We start from the raw sequence: 17,403 nt of genomic DNA, 5'->3' as shown, positions 1-17,403 counted from the left end.
TGCACAAGCGCTCAACGGGCATTTGGGTTGGGCTGAGATTCGTCACCCGTTCCATCCCCTCAGAGGTCAACGTTTTCCCGTTCTGAAGGAGCGCCGTGTCGCGGGCGTCGACACACTGCTCCTCGGTCATGTGGAACGCGGCAGCTTCAGCATTGCCCGCGAATGGACCGACTGGGGCGCACCCTTCGTCCAGGACGACGCCAGCATCACCGTGTGCCGATTCGATCTGGGCATGTTGCTGGAGCTGATCGACCTAGTCGACCAGTTTGCCGTTTCGTCCTCCAGGAAGTCATCCACCAAAGGAGCTTGATCAATGGATCGTCCTATCCTACTATCAGACCAGTCGTTAACGTGGTCCGCTTATGGAAGACACTCCATCATCCGCCTTACGCAGACGCCGCGCCCAATTGCTGAAGCAGATGCCGGCGTTGGAGACACTCCTGCGGGGCTCGCTCATCGAGCGCTACAAACGCTGCGGCAAACCTGGCTGCAAGTGCGCCGACGGTCCCGGTCATGGCCCCAAGTACTATCTGTCCGTGAGCTTTCCCGGGCGCCGACCGCAAATGGACTACGTGCCTCAGGCCGATTACGCCGACGTCACCGAACGCCTGGCGAACTATCACCGCGTCCGCGAGATCATCGAGGAGATCTGCGAGATCAACCGCGAACTCTTACGCCGCCGCGAGGCGCTCTGAGAGGCGGCGGTGAGCCAGTCGTCGCTGTCACTCACCCAATCCGTCGATCCTCACCGGCCGGCGTACTCATCGCCAACATGCTCGAGGCCTGGATCACCGCCGGACCCGCGCTGGAACCGACCGAGGAGGCCGTCGATGAACAGCAAGATCACCTCGCAACATCACAGCAAGCCGGCGTACATCTATATTCGCCAGTCGACGCTGGCCCAGGTGCGACACCATCAGGAGAGCACCGAGCGTCAGTATGCGTTGAAGGACAAAGCACTGGCGCTGGGCTGGCCAGAGACCGCGATCCGCACGCTGGACCGCGACCTCGGTCAGTCGGGGGCGCGATGACGGGCCGCGAGGACTTCAAGACGCTGGTGGCGGATGTCTCGATGGGGCAAGTGGGCGCAGTGTTTGCACTGGAAGTGTCGCGACTGGCGCGCTCAAACCTAGACTGGCATCGCCTGCTCGAACTGTGTGCGCTCACTCATACCCTGGTGATCGACGCCGATGGTTGCTACGACCCGGGCGACTTCAACGACGGCCTGCTTCTCGGTCTCAAAGGAACGATGGCGCAGGCCGAACTGCACTTCTTGCGCGGCCGCCTCCAGGGCGGCAAGCTGAACAAGGCCCAGAAGGGTGAGTTGCGCTTTCCGCTGCCTGTCGGATTGTGCTATACCGATGACGGCCGCATCGTCCTGGATCCCGATGACGAGGTTCGCGGCGCCGTGCAACTGGCATTTCGTCTGTTTCAGGAGACCGGCAGCGCATACGCGGTCGTCAAGCGTTTTGCTGAAGATGGCCTGCGCTTTCCAAAGCGGGCCTATGGAGGCGCCTGGGCAGGCCGACTCATTTGGGGGCGCCTGAGCCACGAACGCGTACTCGGTCTGATCAGGAATCCTTCCTATGCAGGAGTCTATGTGTTTGGACGGTACCAATATCGTCAGCGCATCACCCCACAAGGAGAGGTTCATAAGCGCGTGCAGCCGGTACCCAAGGCGGACTGGCGCGTCCATCTGCCCGACCATCACGAAGGATATATCACTCCGGAGGACTTCGAACGCAACCAGGCACGCCTGGCGCGCAATCGGACCAACGGCGAAGGTACCGTGCTCAGCGGTGCGGCACGTGAAGGGTTGGCACTGCTTCAGGGGATGCCGATATGCGGCCGCTGTGGCCGGGCGCTGACCGTGCGGTACCAGGGTAACGGTGGCCTTTATCCACAGTACCTGTGTAGTGCGCGTCGCCGCGATGGTCTGGCGACCACCGATTGCATGAGCATGCGCAGCGATCTCCTTGACAACGCGATTGGCGAGGCTGTACTCACCGCCCTACAGCCTGCCGAACTCAAGCTCGCCGTCACTGCCCTGAACGAACTCGAACAGCGCGATCGCGCCATCATGCGTCAGTGGCACATGCGCATTGAACGCGCCGAGTATGAGGTCGCACTCGCTGAACGGCGCTACCAGGAATGTGACCCGGCCAACCGTCTGGTCGCGGGCACCCTCGAGCGGCGCTGGAACGACGCGATGATTCGCCTCGAAGCAATCAAGACCGAAGCCAACCAATTCCAGAGCCAGAAGGCACGCGTCGCCACGTCCGAACAGAAGGCCCAGGTCCTCGCGCTGGCGCGCAATCTGCCGCGTCTCTGGCGCGCGCCAACGACATCAGCGAAGGATCGCAAGCGCATGTTGCGACTACTCATCCGGGACATCACGGTCGAGAAAGTATCTGCCGCGAGACAAGCCGTGCTGCACTATCGCGCGTCAATCAAGATGAGAACAGCGCGTCAATCAGGATGAGAACTGGCGTGGCGGCAGCGGTGGAGGGCGTAGCCCGGAAACCGCTGCCGCCACGCCGCGCCGATCCCCGTCGTCGGGGAGCCTTGTCGGTGGTCGCGGTGGATCGGGTATGAAGGAACCTTCCATTTCACGGGAGGCTACGGTGCCCGGGCGTCACGTCAACGACCACCAGATGAGGCTCTATATGAAGTACAGAAGCAAGGAACAACCGACCAGGGCAGGCGCACGCGCCGGGTTCAGCGCCGCCACTGCCTATCGCATCGAACAGGACCCAAGACCGCCATCGAAGAAGAAGGCGCCACGCACGCGTCGCCGTGCTGATCCCCTGGCAGCAATCTTTGACGCCGAGATCGTCCCGCTGCTCCAGTCCGCTCCCGGCATCCGGCCCGTGGCCGTACTGGACGAGATGCTTCGGCGCCATCCAGACCTCCCGGGCAACGTGCGTCGCACGCTCGAGCGGCGTATTCGCGACTGGCGGGCACTCCATGGCGAGGAGCGTGACGTCATGTTCCGCCAGGTGCACGAGCCCGGTCGCCTCGGATTGTCCGACTTCACCGAGATGGACAGCCTGGGCGTCACCGTGGCGGGTGTCGCGCTGGACCACCGTCTGTATCATTTCCGGCTGGCCTGCTCGGGCTTTGAGCACGCTCACGTCATCCTCGGCGGCGAGAGCTATGTCGCGCTGGCCGAAGGGCTGCAGAACGCGTTGTGGGTGCTCGGTGGCGCACCGCGCGAGCACCGCAGCGACAGCCTGTCGGCGGCGTTCCGCAATCTCGAACGCGAAGCGCGCGACGATCTCACCACGCGTTACGAAGCGCTCTGTGCTCACTACGGAATGCAGCCTACGCGCAACAACCGCGGCGTTGCCCATGAGAACGGCTCCATCGAGAGCCCTCACGGCCACCTCAAGAACGCGGTGCGTGATGCGTTGCTTTTGCGCGGCAGTAAAGACTTCGACGACCTCGATACCTATCGCCGCTTCATCGACGAGCACGTCTGTCGCATCAACGCGCGCAATGGCAAGCGCATTGAGGCCGAGCGCCCGCAGCTTCAGCCACTGCCGCCGCAGCGCACGACGGACTACGAGCAAACGCGTGTGTACGTCAGCTCCACCGGCGGCTTTGTCCTGCGCAAGGTGTTCTATACCGTCCCGTCCCGGCTGATCGGTCATCGACTGCGCGTGCGGCTGTATGACGACCGGCTGGAACTGTTCCTGGGCAGCACCGCCCTGATGACGCTGCAGCGCGGCCGTCCGGGTCCCAGTGGCAAGCACGGCCACATCGTCAACTACCGGCACATCATCCACGCGCTGCGCCGCAAGCCCATGGCGCTGCTCAACCTGGTCTACCGCGATCAGGTCTTTCCGCGTGAGGCCTATCGATTGACCTTCGAACGCCTGTGCGAGCAACTGCCTGAGCGTGCGGCATGCAAGACCATGGTTGAACTGCTCAGCCTGGCCCACGAGCGCAACTGCGAGGCACAACTGGCGCAGGCACTCGAGCAGTGCCTGGCCGACGGGCAACTGCCCGATCTGCACGCGCTGAGTTCCCGTTTCGAAGCGAAACCCGCGAGCCTGCCGCAGGTGAACGTCCAGCTGCCTTCGTTGCGCGACTACGAGGCCCTGCTTGGCCTGCAAATGGAGGTGGCAGCATGAATCACGAATTCGACGCCACCCGCCTGTCGCTGCTGCTCAACGATTTGCGGCTGCCCGCCATCAAGCAGATCTGGTCGAGCTTTGCCGAGCGTTCCGACACGGAAGGCTGGCCCGCGGCGCGCCTGCTCATGGCGCTGGCCGAACACGAGATCGCCGAGCGCGATCGACGTCGCATCGAACGTCACCTCAGGGACGCCAGGCTGCTGCCGGGCAAGACGCTGGAGAACTTCGATTTCGACGCGGTGCCGATGGTGTCGAGAGCGCACGTCTCGGCGCTTTGCGCTGGCGACGGCTGGCTGCGCAACGGCGCCAACCTGATTCTTCTGGGGCCGTCCGGAGGCGGCAAGTCGCACTTGTCGTCGGCCATTGGACTGAGCCTGCTGGAGAACGGCTGGAAGGTCCTGTTCGCCCGTACCACCATCTCGTGCAGCGGTTGCAGGTCGCACGCCGCGAGCTGTCGCTGGAGTCCGCCATCAACCGGCTGGATCGATTCGATCTCCTTATTCTGGACGACTTTGCATACGTCAGCAAGGATCAGGCCGAGACGTCGGTGCTGTTCGAGCTCATCAGCGCCAGGTATGAGCACCGCTCTCTTTTGCTAACTGCAAATCAACCATTTGGCGAATGGGACCGTATCTTCCCCGACCGGGCCATGACGGTAGCCGCCGTCGACCGGCTGGTCCATCACTCCACGATCTTTGAACTGAACGTCGAAAGCTACCGTAGGCGTACCGCCCTCGAGCGCAAGCAGCAGGGACCGGGACGCCCGGCCAGTATCGCGACACCAAACAACGTCGGCGTGCCGCCGCGCCCGGAGGATCAGCAATGAAGCACAACGCACATCTGCAGCTCGTAACGCGTGACGATACATCCGACAGTTCGACGACGAAGCCCATCGCACGCACGGCCGCACAACGGCAACGCGCATACCGCTTACGCCGCAAACGGGCCGTTATAGACGCCATTGGTGAGGAAGCCTGCGCGTCACGCGTTACGATGCTGGCCCTGCTCGGCGAAGGCTTGGCGGCATTGGATAACAGCGACACTTCGACAAGGCTCATTGAGAGCAAACGCCACTGCGTAAGGCGTGTGCTCCAGGCCATCGTCACGCGTTACGCAATCGATCTCACCGACTGACGCGCTGTTCTCATCCTGATTGTCGCGCGGCACAGAATGCCTGCAGCGTAACGCGTTGCGCTGCAGGCTCTGCCCGGCGACGGCTTGGCGGCATTGGACGCCGGCGACATTCCACGATGCTCATCGAGATCAAACGCGACAGCGTAAAGCGTGTGCTCCAGGCCATCGCCACGCATTACGCAATCGTCCTCACCGGCTCGGGCGCCGTTCTCATCCTGATTGTCGCGCGGCACACGCGCGCCAGCGTCAATCAAAAACTGCGCGTCAATCAATAAACGCTTGTCAGCGCCAATCAACATCGGCATCATCAACCCCGCCGCGACATTCTCATCCTGATTGTCGCGCGTCTCTCATCCAGATTGTCGCGCCACACTGCACATCCGCTGGCAGGGCAGCGCGTGTACTGACATCACCGTGGACCTGCCAAAGCCAGCTGCCGACGCGATGCGTTACCCCGCCGCGTTCGTCGAGCGGGTGCGCGTACTATCGCAGCATCTGCCTGACCGGCAAATCGTTGCACACCTCAATCAGGAAGGGCTGCGCAGCGCCTCTGGCAAATCGTTCACGCTTGAAATGGTCAAATGGATCCGTTACCGGTATGAAATTGAAGCAACCTGCTTCAAGCGGCCGGACGAGCTCACGGTACAGCAGCTTGCCCATCGACTGACAGTCAGTCCACACGTCGTGTATTACTGGGTCGAGCGTCAAGTGGTCCAGGCCCGCAAGCTCGACGGGCGGGGGCCGTGGTGGATCACGCTGGATCCCGCCAAGGAGCAGCAACTGCGGGATTGGGTACGCACTTCAGGGCATCTGCAGCGGCAACATTCCAACACTCAACTGTGAGAGGTGCATTATGAAATCACCGTCGGGATGCCGAGTGGTCTGAGCTTGCCGTTCGCCTTCGGTATGTACACGCGACGTGCAGGCAGCGGGCTATACAAGCCCGCCAGCAACTCATCGCGTATCGTTGACAGCTCATGCTGGAGATTCGATTCCATCATGCGCCGGTCAACGCCGTCCACGCCCGGCGTGCGGGCTCCGCTGGATGCCAGCGTAATACGAGCCGCTTCGCTCAGCCAATCCTTGTCAGCAATCAGTCTCAGGAGTCGATCGAACTTGCGCTCTCTGTTCTCCGTCGACCATGTCGCCAGTTTGCTTTGCATTTCACTGATTATCAAAGGTCTTCACCTCACTATGGTCAGTTAATTAACCCAGCAAACCACTTAAACTGCCTCCCTTCGCCATGTGGCCGGCTTTCCCGACCTCGGACTACTACGGAGGCTCCGCCAGCCTGCACGTCATCGGGGGCACACTCCCTTGGCATTCGTGCAGACCTTCCCCAGTTCACATGCTGGACTCAACACACGGGCGAGGTTGCCTGTCGCAGTCTTTATCCTTGCTTGCCGCAAGTCGTCGCAAACACCAAGGTCTAGCTGCGCGCTCCCCGTGGTTCCATACCGACTGGCATACGTATCCAGTCAGCACTCGTGTCGCCGATCCCTACATGTGTACAGCGACAGTTTGCGTCCTGCCCATAAAGCGATGTGGGCAAGGGTGACACTTCAACCCTCAGATGCGGTTTAACAGGTTCGTGTTCCTCAACCGTCCCATGCTCAGCCTGGAGGCTCATCTTGGCGTAATCGCTTCGCCGCAAGCCCCGTTTCCCACGGATTTCGTCACCTTGCCAGTGTCAGCAAGTCACCGCCGCTTCGGCTCACTTCCTCTCGCAGCAGAGGAAGGGCATGCCCCGGTACTACACCATCAACTCCTTCCGGGCCCTGCATTCCAGACATGCTCAAGCAGCTTCACCCCCGTACAGGCGGGCCATGCTGGCTGGGCATACTGTAGGTGGCATCAGCCACCCACAGCACGTTCGGCGCGGCGGCGCTGAAGTGGCGGCGCACCAGATCGGGCGCGCGCCGCGCTCCCGCGCGCTGGTGTGTGGTGAGCTTCCAGCGCCGGCGGCTGGCCCCGCACAGACCAGCCAGACGCATCAGACGCGCCACCCGTTTGCGCCCCACGTGCACTCCCTCACGCGCGAGCTGCGCGTGAATACGGGGCGCGCCGTACGTGCCGCGCGAGCTCGCATGCAGGGTGCGGATGCGCGCCAGCAGCTGCGCGTCACTGCATGCATGCGCCGATGGCTCTCTTGCCAGCCACCCGTAATAGCCGCTCGTGGAGACCCTGAGCAGCCGCGCCATCGTGGCGATGGGCCAGCGGGCCCGGTTCGCTCTCATGAATCCGTATCCTTCGGCGATACGGCTCCCGTCTCCCGGGCAAACCAGGCCGCTGCGTGAGAGAGGATGTCTCTTTCCATCTTCAGTTGCCGATTCTCGCGACGCAGCCGCGAAAGCTCCTGCCGCTCGGCGGTGGTCAGCCCGTCATGGCGCACGCCCGCATCGCGACCGGCCTGTGCCACCCAGTTGTAGATGGTCTGCGCGGTCGGCTCGAACTCCTTTTCCAGTTCCTCCGGCGTGCGCCCGGCCTTCACCAGCTCAACCATCTGCGCCCGGAATTCCGCCGGGTACGGGGTACGATGCTTGCCCATTTCGGCACCTCCTCTTCAAAAGGATAGGCGTCCGTTTTTGCGGGTCAACTTCATATGAAGCAGGCCGCGACGGTTTCTGGCTGCACCGCTGGCTGGCTGAACAGGGCATCGTCAATCTCGTGGTGGGCGCTACCGGCTGCGCGCGGTGGTTTCCAGTAAATCGCGAACGTGGTGAATCGTTATTCATTCAATCTCGCCTCAATTGCAAGGACCAGGTAAGTGTTCAGGCGAAACGGATTTCAAATTCTGAGCCATAGCCGGCGAGCAGCTTCGCGATCTCAGCATCGATGGTTTCCTTCGTCCAGGTGACGAAACGTCGCCAGTGATACTTGGCGTGCTTCCAGACGATTTCAATCAGGTTCAGCTCGGGACTGTAGGGCGGCAGATAGAAGAGCACCATGCGATGCTCGAGAAACCACCGGTCGATCGTTTCCTGATCGATGTTGTGATGAATCGAGGCATTGTCGAGCACCACGACCGTCATCAAACCGGGCTTGCCTTCCTGCGCGATCTGATCAAGAAACTGGATGATGTCGGGGCGTTTGATGGTTGCCTTGCGGGCTTCATGCCTGAGCAGGTTCGCACCGAAATCAAATGCACCGAGGACCGAGCGTCTGCAATGCGGCTGAGGAACAACACGGTGTGGCTCACCAATAGGCGACCAGCCACGTTGCACCGGCGGCGAAGCGGAGAACCCCGACTGGTCGAAGTAGATCAGGCGGCACGCCCCATCGCGGGCGGCCTGCTGCAACTTTGAGACGTGTCTGCTTTCACGGCGAACTCCTGTTCGTCGCGTTTTTTTTGAGCGAGTAGCGGCCACGCTTGTAGGAAAACCCCGCGCGCCTGAGCGCCACCGACAGCGTTTCCAGGCGGCATGGCAAAGGCTGGCCATGTACCTCCTCAATGCGCAGCGCAATCTGCCTGAGTGTCATCGATTCGGCGCGGGCCGATTCGACGGCAGTGGCGATCAAGGCATCAGACAACGCGCGGGGCCGCCCGCCCTTATGTCCGGTCAGCAAACCACACAGGCCCCTGTCGTTCCAGGAATGCGCCCAGTTGTACAGCGACTTGTCGCTCACCTCGAGCTCGACCGCGATCTCATGAACCCGCCGGCCGCTGGCAAGCTCCAGCAAACCCAGCCCACGGGTCCGAAAGTCTTGATGAGGATGCTTGCGCGACAGCTGTTGCAAGGTCTTCTTCTCCGCTTCGGTCAATTCAACGGCACATTTCACGGGCAGGCAGGCGGTCAGGATGAGATTGCCTCTCAGACTCGCCATTCTGAAATTCGTTTACTCGACACACTTAAATGCTGGGCGTTTTGACACATTTCTTATGCTTTATATTGGGTCTGCTCGTTGGCGTTTTTGTATGCGCATTATGTGTCGCACGGTCCAGGACGCCACGAGACGACCAATAATTTTTTCTTTCAGTCGCGCAAGGAAGTGGCATCCTAGAACGTGCAAGGTTGCGGAGATCGATCCCGTCACTTCGCTCTGGCTTGCGGCAGGGTTGCGTGGTCTGTTCTATTCTGTCGTTGGGTAGTGGCGGCCTGACAATGCTGCCCCGATGCATTTGCCGTGACACGCGGCACCTAATCTCGAACCGTGAGATGCGGCAGAGGGAGAACTCCCCGTTTAAAACTGCGATCCTGAACTGCGACATGCAGTGCGCTCTTTCGTCAGTCCAGCGCATCTGTCACTTCCGGCCATGGGGGATTGACGATCTGATTCTCCTCGGACTCGGCCATGCTTTGCATAGCGTGCGCTCGCGCACAGTGTGGCTGAGCGCGGGTCGCTATCGTCGTGGAGACACGTGAAGAAGGCGAGTGGGTGCCGCTTGTACGGCAACGCCCTTTATTTTACTCGCTTCAGGCATGTCGAGCATGTTCTCGCCCGGTTCAGGGGCCTGATCTGACGTGTCGCAATCGCTCGGAGTGCCGAGATAGTTGATCAATGCATTTTACGGGGGCCTCTGGGTAATCGGCTGGCGAACCACCGTTCCAATTTGAGGAATACGTCGATGGACTATTTGCCTTTCCATTCGATTGCAGTCCAATCGGACCGCGACCGTCGTTTTCTATTGGCGCGCGAAATTCCTCACCTGATGCGCGATCGCTAGGTGGAGATTGTTGCTGTACCGGTTAATGGTAGCGCTCGCGAGTGTCTATGTGTTTTTTGCAACGCCAATGTATACGACCACGGCGCTCATCCGCGTGGATCCGCCCGACCTCAATGAACTTGGGGTTTTCCCCGCTGGATCGGCGAAGCCTGGCTCCGACCCCATTCTTGTCCATGAGATAGCAGCGATGCCAAGCCGTTCGGTTGCGGAGCCATTCATTCAGCGCTTCGATTACAACATATCGACTACTTCCCGGTCGCTTCCGATTCTGGGTGCAATGGCGAAAAAATTTGCTGTACCTAGGGTACTTGCCGAACCTTGGTTGAAGCTGGTCGACGGGTATCTGTTGGCAGGAAACGTGGACGCTCCAACGTGTTTGGAGGACTCCACAGCGGGTAACGGTCACGTCACGAGCGTCGATAAACAGTTGAAGCAGCTGAACGATGCGAAGAGCGCGTTCGAATCGCGATTCGGGGGCAGTCCGACATCGGAGCGAACCTACGTCGACCTCGCTGGTGACGTCAAGGCAGCGCAAACGATCTACGTAGACAGGGTGCAAAACGGCGAACAGCTGTCCATGCGGCGCGCCAGTGCAACGGGTGGCGCGCATATTGTCGACCCGTCTCGCCGGGCTGCACGCGGAAATTGGCGTGCGCGTTCTCCTGACCGATGCCGACACGTGTCGCAAGCAGCTCGTGGCTTTTTTAGCCTAATCGACCACGGCCCGGTCAGTGAAGAACTCAAAGGTGAAAAACATCAATCAGGACGCGATCCGCGAGGTGGACGTAGAACGCTTATCGGTCATATTTGCTTTATACAATCGGCGCCTCTTCCCCTGCTTGCCCCTGTCGAACTAAGTGGTTCGCCATATTTCGAACCCGCTTCCTCGGCGTCGCGGCAGTGCTTGCCAATGCATGCCTGGAGACTCAGAGAGGCTTAAGAGAAACAGCTATGGAAAGGACGGAGAATACTCGAGTACTGGTATTCGTGTACGGCGGATACATCATGAGGTACATGTACCTCGGTGTTGTGATTCCCTTCTACGGGCGCGTACTTGGCTTGACCGAATACGGTCGTGTGCTGGCGGCGATGTCGCTGATGAATGTGATCTGGATGCTGGTAGGCTACGGCTTTGCCGTTGTCGGTATGCGAGACTTATCCAGGGCGCAGGAGCGCTCCGAACATAATGCGATTTTTTCCTTGCATGTGAGTGCCCGGGCGTTGCTGGGGGTGCTCGGCGGGGTAGTTGGCCTGATCGCCACGTTCTGCTCGCCGGTTCTTTCAGAACGTCCGATTATTGGTATCCTCGCGACGGTATTGGGCATCGTGAACGGGTCGAATCCCGCTTGGCTTTTCCAGGGGCGCCATCGGTTCCGCACTCCGATCATGCTTGAGGTTGTTGGATTCGCGATGAGTCTCGTATTAGTGTTGTCGCTTGTCCGCGGTCCTGCGGATTCGTTATGGGTATTGGGAAGTTTGCTGATCTCAGGCGTGACATGTTCGGCGATTGCGTATGGACTGACGATCGTCGACATTGGACGACCGCGAATCAGCCTGAACGGCGTCAATCAGCTGATCCGTAGCTCTACCATGCTGTTCTGTTACTCCACGGGATCGGTGATTCTAGTATCCCTTTCCACCTATCTTCTAACGCTTCTTTCAACGCCGACAGAAGTCGGCTACTTCGGTGCTGCAGAGCGGTTTGCCGCCATTGGATTGAGTCTCATGGGCCCTGCAGCGCAGGTTTTCATTCCGACCATTTCGCGGCAGCTTGCGCAAGGTGACCATGACGGCGCGGCGGCGACGACTCGTCGGGGCGGTGCATTGCTGATCGGCTACGGATTGCTCGCATTGTGTGGCGCGCTCGCGCTATCGCCATTGCTATTGCCATTGATTCTCGGTGAGGCGTTCGCACCGAGCGCTCGTGTGTTGCAGTGCTTTGCGTGGATGTTTCCCTTTGCCGCGTTCAATCAATTCATTAGTTTTTACGTTTTTGTCCCGCTAGAAAAAGACCGTTCGCTCGCCTTGGCCGGCGTGGCGTCCGGGCTCGCCAATCTGGCCGCGGCGCTTTATCTTGCACCTCGGCATGGTGCGATGGGCATGGCGTTGGCGCGAGTGATCAGTGAGGGCACGCTATCCCTGACGCTGCTCTTCCTTGCAGCTCGCTTTGGCCTGCTCACAGGCCCCAGCCGGGAGTTTGCCCGCGCATTTGCGAAGTTACGTTTTGCGTGTGGTGTTGGCGTGGAGGCTAGAAAAACCGATGAGGAAGGTTGACGAAAACAGAAAACGTGCGATCTGACGCTGCACCGCAAAAGCCCCATTAAAGCCCAATAAAAATGGCGCCGACACCCCGTTGGGTTCGGCGCCTTACAAGACCAAGCCGCACCACAGCAGCCGCCACTCGGGGCCGCCGTGTTCACCACAATTACGGTGAACTCGTACGCAAAACGGCGGCACACAACTCGCTAACTTCCTCAGTATCGAGAATTCTTTCGTGGAGAAATTGCTCGAATTGATTGATCACGGCCTCACGCGCCGAGCGCGAGAAGAGCGCGTGATCCACCCGCTCCAGCACTTTCGTCGTCACGTTGGTCAGCACTCCGAGTTCGCTGCCGTTGGGTCCGAAATGAATCGTCAGCTCCTCGAGCCCTGCGTCGAGCGAGCCGTATATCAGTGACGTCTGAACGCCTTTGTGCTCGAGGCCCGTCATGATCCGGCGGATGGCGCCGGTCGAGGTCGCGAAGCCGATGCAGCGTTCGAATGGGCCGCTTGCGCGTGCGAGCACGCGTGCACACCGGCGGCGCGCGAGTTCGAGGAAGATCGCCATCCCGTTCACCTGGCCCGTCAGCAGTCGGGTCCACTTGCGCAGGTCGCGGATTGCACGCCAATAGACGAGGCTGGATTCGACAGAGCGAGCTCCCGGCCGCATCAGCGAACGGCGCCATATGAAGAACGGCATATTGACCGACATGCAGCCCACTACGCCGGGATGCGCCAAGGCCGTGTGAATGCTGACGTATGCTCCCGAGCAGACGCCGAACATGACGACTTTCGGGTGGCCTGCCTTCAATAGCCAGTCGACGCCGACCTTTGCATCGGTGACGCCGTGACGGGCGTACACGGCGCCGAGCGTCAGCGAATCGTCGCGGCGCTGACTATCGCCCAGGCCGCCCAAGTCCATACGTAGCGAGGCGATACCCTGCGCGGCGAGCCGGCGCGCCATCAGCACGGCCACACGTCCTTCGCCGATGCGATGAACACCGCCCGTGTTGACGAACAACACGGCAGGGGCGCCTTGAAGCGGGCGGCGCGGCCGGCAGAACACGCCGACGTAGCGCGCGCCGCCGAACACCACAGGCGTCTCATAGCCAGCCGCGAAATCGATCCGTGCACCGGCGGCGGGGGCGACCGTGTCGGGCGCGGGCTGGGCCTGCGTGCCAGGCGGCCAGCCCAACCACGTGAGGACGGTGTTAAACGCCTCCCGGGGAGGCTGGCTGTACCAAGAATCGACTAGGAGCTTGTCATACTCGGGAAAAATCTGCAAGTCCGCCTCGACACCCTGACGACGGTAACTTTCGAGCAGCCGGTTTGTGTGTGCGTTGTCGAAGGTATCGTGGAGCAGCAGACGCCGCGCGACGTGCCCGGCCTGTTTCTCAAGGTCGACTGCTGTCAGTTGTTCGAGTGTGTCCGGAAAGAGCTGAAAACCGTAGGCGCCAACAGCAGGTCCGTCGTCATTCGAGTGCGCGACCCGGAGGCCGTCAGCAGTGCTGAGCCAGCTCTTGTGCTGCATGGCCAGTTCCCGCACATAACGCTTGCCGGTTATGACGGGCGCTATCATGACCAAGGTATCGACGCCACCCATTTCTTCCGCTGCGATGGCCGCTAGCGTCGCACCAAGGCGCACGCCGCAAAAGATAAGGCGTTCGACGCCGGTAGTGGCTCGCAGATACGCTGCCGCTGCTTTGATACTGTCGATCCATGCACGAAAGATCTGAGGGTCTTCCTGATTGCCTTTCGAATCGCCAGTGCCGGGATAGTCGAAACGCAGCGCGGGAATGCCAGCGCCTGCCGCCAGCGAGTCAGCAAGCTCGCGCCAGCCACGGTAAGCGCACAGCGCCTCGTAGCCGAAAGGACTGCACAACACCGCGCCTATTTTGGCCTGAGAGCTGGCTGGCTGATGAAGCCACCCCAGGCAACCGTCGAAGGTAACCGGCGTCGTCGTTGGATTGCTTGTCATAGTTTGTCGGCGCACGTGTGTGTGGTTGCCTCCGCGCCGCTCACTTCTCTGGCGCGAAGCAGGCCAATCGTGTTCACGAGGGAATCGATACTCCGAAAGAGGTCGTAGGTAATCAAGTCACCCGGTGTCTCTATGTCGAACGCCTCTTCGATCGCCATCATGACGCGGACCGAGCCAAGCGAAGACAAGCCGGCAGCGTAGAGATCGTCGCTATCGCTGAGGGTTTCGACTGGAACGTCCAGGCAGCCCGTTTCCGAGAGAATGCGGCGCAATTCGGCTTTCATCTTTATTCCCAAAAATCCGAACGTTGTTAGATTCGATGTGCTAATGCTATGTGCTGCAATTTCGCCTGGGTGCTTCCGGTCCCTAAGCGTTAGCCGATGGTCTGGCCGCGCATGTACTCCGCGGCGAGGGCCTTCCTGTCGATTTTGCCGTTCACGTTGATGGGTAACGTGTCGACGACAACGATCCGTTCAGGTACGGCATAGACAGGCAAGTGCTGCCTGCACGCGTGCAAAATCTGCGCGACTTCGACAGAAGAATTCGTCACGAAAGCGGTGAGGCCGATAGCACGGCCGACTTCGTCGAGCGGCCATGGGACGACCGCGCATAGCGCAGCATGACTGCAGGCCTGGACGACATGTTCGACTTCCTCCAGTTCGACCCGGTTACCGCGAATCTTGACCTGCGTATCGAGTCGTCCCTGAAACACGATTCCGTGTCGCGTTGACTCGCGCGCAGCGTCAGAGCTCCGATACCATCGTTGTGCGCGCTGGCCCGGAAAGATCTTCGCAATAAAGCGACTGTTACCGGCTTCGCTGGGCAGCAGATAGCCATCTGCCAGCTGCGGGCCACCGATCAGTAACTCGCCCGTCTGCCCGGCGGCGACGGGTTCGAGATCGGCATCCACGATCACCAGGTCCATGCCCGGGACCGCCCAGCCAAGCGGTACGGAAACCTGTTGTGGATCGTCGAGGAACTCGGCGGTGACCTCGAAGGAAGTGCAGGATACGGTCGCTTCAGTCGGCCCGTAAATGTTCCTGAGGCGGCTGTTCGGTGCGGCCCGCATCCATGCCAGCGCCAGCGAGCAAGAAAGGGGTTCGCCGCCGAACAGCGTGAAGCGAAGACTCGGAAATTCACCGGGTCTCAATTTGCGCAGTTGACGCATGAAGCCGGCCACGGAAGGTACGCTATTCCAATGGGTGATCTCGTGAGTCTTGATGAAGCCTGCGTTATAGACAGGATCGACGGTTTCAGGCACGTACAGGCAGCCGCCGTTCGCCCAGCAGACAAACATGTCGTGTATGGACGGATCGAAGCTCAGCTCGCAGAACTGCACGTAGCGCGCTTCGGACAATTTCTCGCAATTATCTTCCAGCTGCAATTGGCCTCGCACATACGCCTCGGTGTTCGCGTGTGAGATAGGCACGCCCTTGGGAACACCCGTGGATCCGGAGGTAAAGAGGATGCAGGTGAGGCTTTGCGGTGTGCCTTCATGTCGCACATACGGCGCGTCTTGCAGCCGTGATAGCCCATCGGCAACGGGCGGCAGGTGCGGATCGTCCGTGTTCTGGTCGATCAGAAAAATCCGTGGGAACTCATCGAGCAAGGACAGCACTTCTTCGAGCAAGGGTGCGCAGCGGCGATCGACAAGCATTAGCGGTGCACCGGATTGCTCGATGATCGCCGCGATCCGCGCGGCCGGCCACTTCGGGATGAGCGGCACATAGGCCATACCGGCGTCCAGAATGCCCAACAAGCCGACGTAGGCGTCGACGCTGCGCGAAGCGAACAGCAAACAGCGGTTGGCGCCCCCGGCCGGTGCGGCCACTCTCAGTCCTGCTGACACGCGACGAGCGCGAGCTTCAATTTCGCCGTATTCGTAGAGGTGCTCATCGGCCCATAGAGCCGGACTCTTGGGCTGGCTGGCTGCGGTATCAAAGAAAAAGCTATGCAACATTTGAACGCCTCGATTTATCAAAAGTTACGTTGGGTAACGTTCCGAATCTTCGGCTCCAGACGATGTCAATGTCGGGCAGTCTTGAAGCGGCAAGTTAGCCCTAACTTTCGCCTCTTCGGACGCTATGTGCAGACGATTGGCGTGTGTTCGCGTAACGCGATTCGCTACGTCGCACTTCCAGCGTTGGACTTGCCCAGCCCTGCCCTTGCCGTCACAGAGGATTGTTACACAAACAAAACGGCAGGCTAATGGTGTTCGCGCGACGCCCTGCAATGCCGAGTGTTTCAGGAAGCTTAAATTTCATGGATGCCGCCCTCTGTGCGATACCGCCCACAGGCTTTGATTTAGAAAAATGCGGAACGGCCCGAACGTGCGAAAACGGGGAAGGATCCCACTTTTTGAACGTTCTCATGAAAAACGGGGGAATTTCCTTTTTCCACAGCCTCGGTCATATACGGGAATTCGCGCGATCTTTCACGCGGACATTCAAACGTTCGGCTCCGCACAGACGCCAAACTTTCCGGCAGGGAACATGCATTAACGACTATTGCAGACTGTCGGCGCGCTACGCTGCCGATTGTTGTGAGCGACTGCTCTGGTGTTCGAATGCCTCAAGGCTAGCGTCGGATCGGGTGTATGGATTGTTGGCACGGGGCGTACAGAAGGCAGTGGCGGTTGGCCGCGAACGTTACTTGTCTGGAGTAACAACCCGCTGACGGAAATCCGCCACCAATGAGCGAGTTGGCGGAGGAAGGGGGGCAACCGTACAGCGGCAACGTGGGCAGCTTGGGTCACCTCATCCAGCGCAGTGCACGCAGATGATCCAGCGGGCAGTCGAGGCGGAATTGGCGACATTGCTCGAACAGTACGAGAACGTGAAGACACCTGGCGACAAACGCGCGGTGGTATGCACCGGTTTTCTGCTCGAGCACGGAGTCGTCACGATTATTAGGAATTAAACGATTCCTGGGTTGAAATGTTGCCGGATCTGAATGAAAAATGAGCGTGAACAGAATCTTCTGAAACGCGTCGACCTGATTTTTGGTGACGTCTTCTTGTACGTGTTAGGGAACAGCGGCATTTTTGTCGTGCGAGCACGCGCATGGCTCGCAACGCTCGGGCAGCTGCAGGGCGGCGGCAGGCAAGCGGCCTGTGTCAACTGCGGGCAAGTAAGGATGTGAGCCGCGTCCCCGGACCACCTGCGGACGCGGCGGCAACCTTTGTGAGTTGTGGACCGTACGGAGCGAGCCGATGCCTGGTAATTGCG

Annotated in this window: 18 protein-coding genes and 2 pseudogenes; 12 read left to right on the top strand and 8 right to left on the bottom strand. The window is 60.2% G+C overall.

Annotation, left to right across the window (positions count from 1 at the left end; genetic code table 11):
* The first annotated feature begins 22 nt into the window (after positions 1–22).
* The 9 genes and pseudogenes from P0D84_RS16325 (at position 23) to P0D84_RS16285 (ending at position 6,116) form a co-directional block, all read left to right on the top strand.
* Positions 23–310, top strand: coding sequence for a Y4bD/Y4pK family protein (locus P0D84_RS16325; protein ID WP_408337996.1), 288 nt, complete (start codon positions 23–25; stop codon positions 308–310).
* 52 nt (positions 311–362) lie between these two features.
* Positions 363–695, top strand: a complete 333-nt coding sequence (locus P0D84_RS16320; protein WP_408337077.1) for a DUF6788 family protein — start codon at positions 363–365, stop codon at positions 693–695.
* 135 nt (positions 696–830) lie between these two features.
* Entirely contained in the window at positions 831–1,031 is a 201-nt protein-coding gene (locus P0D84_RS16315) for a hypothetical protein (RefSeq protein ID WP_408337994.1), read from the top strand.
* Complete coding sequence (locus P0D84_RS16310) at positions 1,028–2,482, top strand: recombinase family protein (RefSeq protein ID WP_408337992.1); 1,455 nt, start codon at positions 1,028–1,030, stop codon at positions 2,480–2,482. Before P0D84_RS16315 ends, P0D84_RS16310 begins: the two co-directional genes overlap by 4 nt.
* A 142-nt stretch (positions 2,483–2,624) precedes the next feature.
* On the top strand, positions 2,625–4,136 hold the full coding sequence (gene istA, locus P0D84_RS16305; protein ID WP_459252211.1) for an IS21 family transposase: 1,512 nt from the start codon (positions 2,625–2,627) through the stop codon (positions 4,134–4,136).
* Positions 4,133–4,965: pseudogene (gene istB / locus P0D84_RS16300) on the top strand (IS21-like element helper ATPase IstB). The gene istA and the pseudogene istB overlap by 4 nt, the downstream one beginning before the upstream one ends.
* Positions 4,962–5,273 (top strand): hypothetical protein, encoded by a 312-nt coding sequence (locus P0D84_RS16295; protein ID WP_096509064.1) that lies wholly within the window; start codon positions 4,962–4,964, stop codon positions 5,271–5,273. The pseudogene istB and the gene P0D84_RS16295 overlap by 4 nt, the downstream one beginning before the upstream one ends.
* Positions 5,274–5,389: 116 nt before the next feature.
* Entirely contained in the window at positions 5,390–5,548 is a 159-nt protein-coding gene (locus P0D84_RS16290) for a hypothetical protein (RefSeq protein WP_162826291.1), read from the top strand.
* Between the two features lie 139 nt (positions 5,549–5,687).
* On the top strand, positions 5,688–6,116 hold the full coding sequence (locus tag P0D84_RS16285) for a hypothetical protein (protein WP_408337990.1): 429 nt from the start codon (positions 5,688–5,690) through the stop codon (positions 6,114–6,116).
* 17 nt (positions 6,117–6,133) lie between these two features.
* On the opposite strand, the pseudogene P0D84_RS16280 reads toward P0D84_RS16285, so the two are convergent.
* The 5 genes and pseudogenes from P0D84_RS16280 to P0D84_RS16260 all read right to left on the bottom strand — a co-directional run.
* Positions 6,134–6,436 (bottom strand): annotated as a pseudogene (locus tag P0D84_RS16280) (group II intron reverse transcriptase/maturase); the annotation flags it as partial.
* Between the two features lie 642 nt (positions 6,437–7,078).
* A complete protein-coding gene (locus P0D84_RS16275; RefSeq protein ID WP_408337988.1) occupies positions 7,079–7,510 on the bottom strand; it encodes an IS3 family transposase in 432 nt (143 codons plus the stop codon).
* On the bottom strand, positions 7,507–7,821 hold the full coding sequence (locus tag P0D84_RS16270) for a transposase (RefSeq protein ID WP_200655180.1): 315 nt from the start codon (positions 7,819–7,821) through the stop codon (positions 7,507–7,509). Before P0D84_RS16270 ends, P0D84_RS16275 begins: the two co-directional genes overlap by 4 nt.
* 223 nt (positions 7,822–8,044) lie before the next feature.
* Positions 8,045–8,572 carry an IS630 family transposase gene (locus tag P0D84_RS16265; RefSeq protein ID WP_408337986.1) on the bottom strand — a complete coding sequence of 176 codons (528 nt, stop codon included), beginning with the start codon at positions 8,570–8,572 and terminating at the stop codon, positions 8,045–8,047.
* 19 nt (positions 8,573–8,591) lie between these two features.
* A complete protein-coding gene (locus P0D84_RS16260) occupies positions 8,592–9,035 on the bottom strand; it encodes a helix-turn-helix domain-containing protein (RefSeq protein ID WP_408337984.1) in 444 nt (147 codons plus the stop codon).
* A 911-nt stretch (positions 9,036–9,946) separates the two neighbouring features.
* Here P0D84_RS16260 and P0D84_RS16255 point away from each other — a divergent pair.
* Together P0D84_RS16255 and P0D84_RS16250 are read left to right on the top strand one after the other, a co-directional pair.
* Positions 9,947–10,879, top strand: coding sequence for a Wzz/FepE/Etk N-terminal domain-containing protein (locus tag P0D84_RS16255; protein WP_408337982.1), 933 nt, complete (start codon positions 9,947–9,949; stop codon positions 10,877–10,879).
* A gap of 11 nt (positions 10,880–10,890) precedes the next feature.
* On the top strand, positions 10,891–12,213 hold the full coding sequence (locus P0D84_RS16250) for a lipopolysaccharide biosynthesis protein (protein WP_408337980.1): 1,323 nt from the start codon (positions 10,891–10,893) through the stop codon (positions 12,211–12,213).
* A gap of 151 nt (positions 12,214–12,364) precedes the next feature.
* Here the strand turns inward: P0D84_RS16250 and P0D84_RS16245 are convergent, their stop codons facing one another.
* The 3 genes from P0D84_RS16245 to P0D84_RS16235 form a co-directional block, all read right to left on the bottom strand.
* Positions 12,365–14,176, bottom strand: coding sequence for a serine aminopeptidase domain-containing protein (locus P0D84_RS16245; protein WP_408337978.1), 1,812 nt, complete (start codon positions 14,174–14,176; stop codon positions 12,365–12,367).
* Positions 14,173–14,460: an acyl carrier protein gene (locus P0D84_RS16240; protein WP_408337976.1), complete on the bottom strand. Its 288-nt coding sequence runs from the start codon at positions 14,458–14,460 to the stop codon at positions 14,173–14,175. Before P0D84_RS16240 ends, P0D84_RS16245 begins: the two co-directional genes overlap by 4 nt.
* An 89-nt stretch (positions 14,461–14,549) precedes the next feature.
* Positions 14,550–16,136: an amino acid adenylation domain-containing protein gene (locus tag P0D84_RS16235; protein WP_408337974.1), complete on the bottom strand. Its 1,587-nt coding sequence runs from the start codon at positions 16,134–16,136 to the stop codon at positions 14,550–14,552.
* A 992-nt stretch (positions 16,137–17,128) separates the two neighbouring features.
* On the opposite strand from P0D84_RS16235, the gene P0D84_RS16230 reads away from it, so the two are divergent.
* Positions 17,129–17,317: a hypothetical protein gene (locus tag P0D84_RS16230; protein ID WP_408337972.1), complete on the top strand. Its 189-nt coding sequence runs from the start codon at positions 17,129–17,131 to the stop codon at positions 17,315–17,317.
* The last annotated feature ends 86 nt before the right edge of the window (positions 17,318–17,403 follow it).

This window comes from Paraburkholderia sp. RL17-337-BIB-A, assembly GCF_046025895.1.
GTDB classification, from domain to species: domain Bacteria; phylum Pseudomonadota; class Gammaproteobacteria; order Burkholderiales; family Burkholderiaceae; genus Paraburkholderia; species Paraburkholderia fungorum_C.
The sequence above is the reverse complement of the archived record's forward strand: the minus strand, read 5'-3'. Positions and strand labels throughout refer to the sequence as shown.